Genomic DNA, 3,635 nt, shown 5'->3' with positions numbered 1-3,635 from the left:
CTGTCGGATGGCCCCACCGGGTTTACCGCTGCTTCACCCGCCGGTTGACGTTTCAGCCCAACTCTAAATGCGTCGGCACGATACCAGTCGGCGACCCACTGCCAAACATTCCCGGACATATCGTAGAGTCCATAGGCGTTAGGTCGGTAACTGCCTACCGGCTTGGTACCAATTTTGAATTTGTTACTGGCTCCGGTCACGGGAAACGGCTGAATCTCATCCCAGGTATTCGCCATCTTTTCTCCACCAGGCGAGAAGTCATTCCCCCACGCATAATTCGCTTGTTCCAGTCCGCCTCTTGCGGCGTACTCCCATTCGGCCTCGGTGAGTAGGCGCTTGTGCGCCCATGCGGCGTAGGCCTTAACATCTTCACGTGAAACCTGAACAACTGGATGGTTTTCCTTGCCTTCGATGGTACTGTCAGGCCCCAGCGGGTGACGCCAGTCAGCCCCCGGGACAAATGCCCACCACTGGCTGAAATCATTGAGCGGGATTGGTCTGTCTGTGCCGACAAAAACCAATGCGCCAGGCACCAAGTCGCTGTCATCCGGCTCAGGCGTCCCTGGTGGCAGTTGGACTTTCAGATCTTCCCATTTGGGTTTGCGTTCGGCGGTGGTGACGTAATGCGTTTCAGAAATGAAACGGGAGAAATCGGCATTGGAGACGTCGTAGCGGTCGATCCAATACCCGTCGAGTCGAACCTTGTGCGCCGGCCCCTCGTTTGGACGAGCCTGCTTATGATCGCTCCCCATCAAAAATTCTCCGGCAGGAAGCCAGACCATTTCCAGGGGGCCATTTTTTCCATCACCCAGCGTCAAAGGCATAGGGCCACGAATGTGCTGATACACCACAAACGCCAGGCAAACCGACACGATCCCGGCGCAGACAATGGCGATACCTAAACGCCGTTTCCTGATAAGCATTTGCGTTCCTCTTGATTTCAGTCTGCGGCCATTGCTGAACCTGCCTGGTATCAAAATCAGGTATAGACACCACTCCTCCAAAGTCAACGACCACTCGGGTTAACGTTGAGATGGACTGGCGAGAGAAGAAAACGGTTCTACACTCCGAACTTGGGGTTTCGGGGGTTTACAGGAGCTGGCCATGGCCACTGCACACTGGAATAAACCTTTATCGTTACGCCAGCGCATCAGTTCAGGACTGGCAGTTGCCTTACTTGCGCTCTCTTGCGCCAATGCAGCGACACAGGAAGTCAACGGCACGCCCGGTTCACCCAGTGCGACCACGACCCTTGACGGGAATTATCTGCCCGCGCCACCAGCACCGTTCGGCGGCGTCATCAATATGGACGTCAAGGAGTCCAAGCCCTATTGGCCACCAACCGTGGTGCCGCCCAAGGGCGCGCCCAACGTGCTGCTGATCATGACCGATGACCAGGGTTATGGCGTGTCCGGCACCTTTGGCGGCGTCATCCCCACGCCGGCCATGGACCGGATCGCGAAGGCCGGGCTGCGCTTCACGCAGTTCCACTCCACCGCACTCTGCTCGCCGACGCGGGCAGCGCTTATCACCGGGCGCAACCATCACTCCGTGGGCTTTGGTGTGATCACCGAGCAGTCCACCGGATTCCCGGGCTACGACTCGATCATTGACAAGAACAGTGCCACGATCGGCAGGATCCTGAAGGAAAACGGCTATTCTACGTCGTGGTTTGGCAAGAATCACAACACCCCCAACTACCAATACAGCCTGGCTGGCCCCTATGACCAATGGCCGAGCGGGATGGGCTTCGATTATTTCTACGGATTCGTGGGCGGCGAATCCGACCAGTGGAAGCCTTTTCTCTTCCGCGATCATACCCAGATCGAACCGTGGGTCGGGAAGCCTGAGTACAACCTCATCACCGATATGGCGGACGAAGCCATCAAGTACATGAATGGCTTGAATGCGGCCGCGCCTGACAAGCCGTTTTTCGTCTATTACGTGCCCGGTGGCACGCATGCACCGCATCAACCGACACCGGAATGGATCGAGAAGTACAAGGGCAAGTTCGACATGGGCTGGAATGCCCTGCGCGATCAGATCTTCGCGAACCAGCAGCGGCTCGGCGTGATTCCGGTGAATACCAAACTCACCCCTTGGCCGGATGACCTGCCGAAGTGGGACACGCTCAACGCCGATGAAAAGAAAATGTTTGCCCGCCAGGCAGAAGTGTTTGCCGCTTACGTGGCTTATACCGATCATGAGATCGGCCGTGTTATCCAGGCCGTGGAGGACATGGGCAAGCTCGACAACACACTGATCATTTACATCAACGGCGACAATGGCACCAGCGCCGAAGGTTCCACCATCGGTACCCCGTTCGATATGGCCGCAATTCAAGGCATTAATGTTCCGGTCGCGGAGCAATTGAAATTCTACGACATCTGGGGCTCGGACAAGACTATGCCGCATATGTCGGTGGCCTGGTCCTGGGCCTTCGATACACCATTCAAATGGACCAAACAGGTGGCGTCGCACTTCGGTGGAACCCGGCAAGGTATGGTCATGTCATGGCCTGACCGTATCAAGGACGCCGGTGGCATCCGCACACAGTTCCATCACGTGATCGACATCGTTCCAACGATCCTGGAAGCCACGCACATCCTGGCACCGGTGATGGTGGATGGTATCGCTCAGAAGCCCATCGAAGGTGTGAGCATGGCCTACACCTGGGACAAGGTGAACGCGAACGTCCCGTCCACGCGCACCACTCAGTACTTTGAAATGCTTGCCAACCGCGCCATCTACCACGACGGCTGGATCGCCTCCACGACCCCGCCTCTGGCGCCCTGGCTTCTCGGCTTGGGCAAGATGCCCGACGTTGTCAACGGATACAACTGGGAGCTTTACAACATCGCGGAGGATTTTTCGCAGAACAATGACCTCGCCGCGAAGATGCCCGACAAGCTGCGCGACATGAAGGAGCTTTTCCTGATCGAGGCGGCGAAATATAACGTGTTCCCGCTGGATAACGACTTACTCCAGCGCGCCACCACGCCGCGACCAAACGCGACCGCCGGCCGGACTGTCTTTACGTACTCGAGTGAATTGTCCGGGCTGCCCGAAAGCAGCGCCCCCAACACCCTCAACAAGTCCTACTCCATCACGGCCGAGGTGGAAATCCCACCGGGCGGCGCCGAGGGGATGCTCAACACACTCGGTGGGCGCTTCGGTGGCTATGGCTTCTACTTGGTGAAGGGCAAGCCTGTCTTTGCCTACAACCTTCTGGCCGTTGAACACTTCCGCTGGGAAGGCCAGGATGCGCTCACGCCCGGCAAGCACACCGTTGTGTTTGACTTCAAATACGACGGGCACGGTTTCGGCAAGGGTGGCACCGGTGTCCTGTCGGTGGACGGTAAGGAAGTCGACCGCAAATCGATCCCGCACACCATCCCGTTCCTCGTGACGGTCGACGAAACCTTCGACGTCGGGGTGGATACCCGGATGGGGGTGGACGACAACGACTATCTACCGCCGTTCCGTTTCACCGGCAAGCTCGACAAGCTGACCATCAAGCTGGATGCTCCAAAGCTGACTGCTGAGGGACAGCTGCTTTACGATCAAGAAATGCAGCAGGTCAAGAACGCGGCGCAGTAGTTCCTGCCTCTCGCTCGCAAAACGCATGGGTCGCC

At 57.6% G+C, this 3,635-nt stretch carries 2 protein-coding genes; one reads left to right on the top strand and one right to left on the bottom strand.

Features of this window, described 5'->3' with window-relative positions; translation table 11 throughout:
• A partial coding sequence (locus ACXRVY_RS20165; RefSeq protein ID WP_458238075.1) for a formylglycine-generating enzyme family protein occupies positions 1-923 on the bottom strand: 923 nt, incomplete at its 3' end.
• A 181-nt stretch (positions 924-1,104) separates the two neighbouring features.
• On the opposite strand from ACXRVY_RS20165, the gene ACXRVY_RS20160 reads away from it, so the two are divergent.
• Complete coding sequence (locus ACXRVY_RS20160; protein WP_457266197.1) at positions 1,105-3,600, top strand: arylsulfatase; 2,496 nt, start codon at positions 1,105-1,107, stop codon at positions 3,598-3,600.
• Positions 3,601-3,635: the final 35 nt, after the last annotated feature.

Source organism: Pseudomonas sp. P5_A2_2, assembly GCF_054177685.1.
Note: the sequence above shows the minus strand (reverse complement) of the source record. Positions and strands in the feature narration are given on the sequence as shown.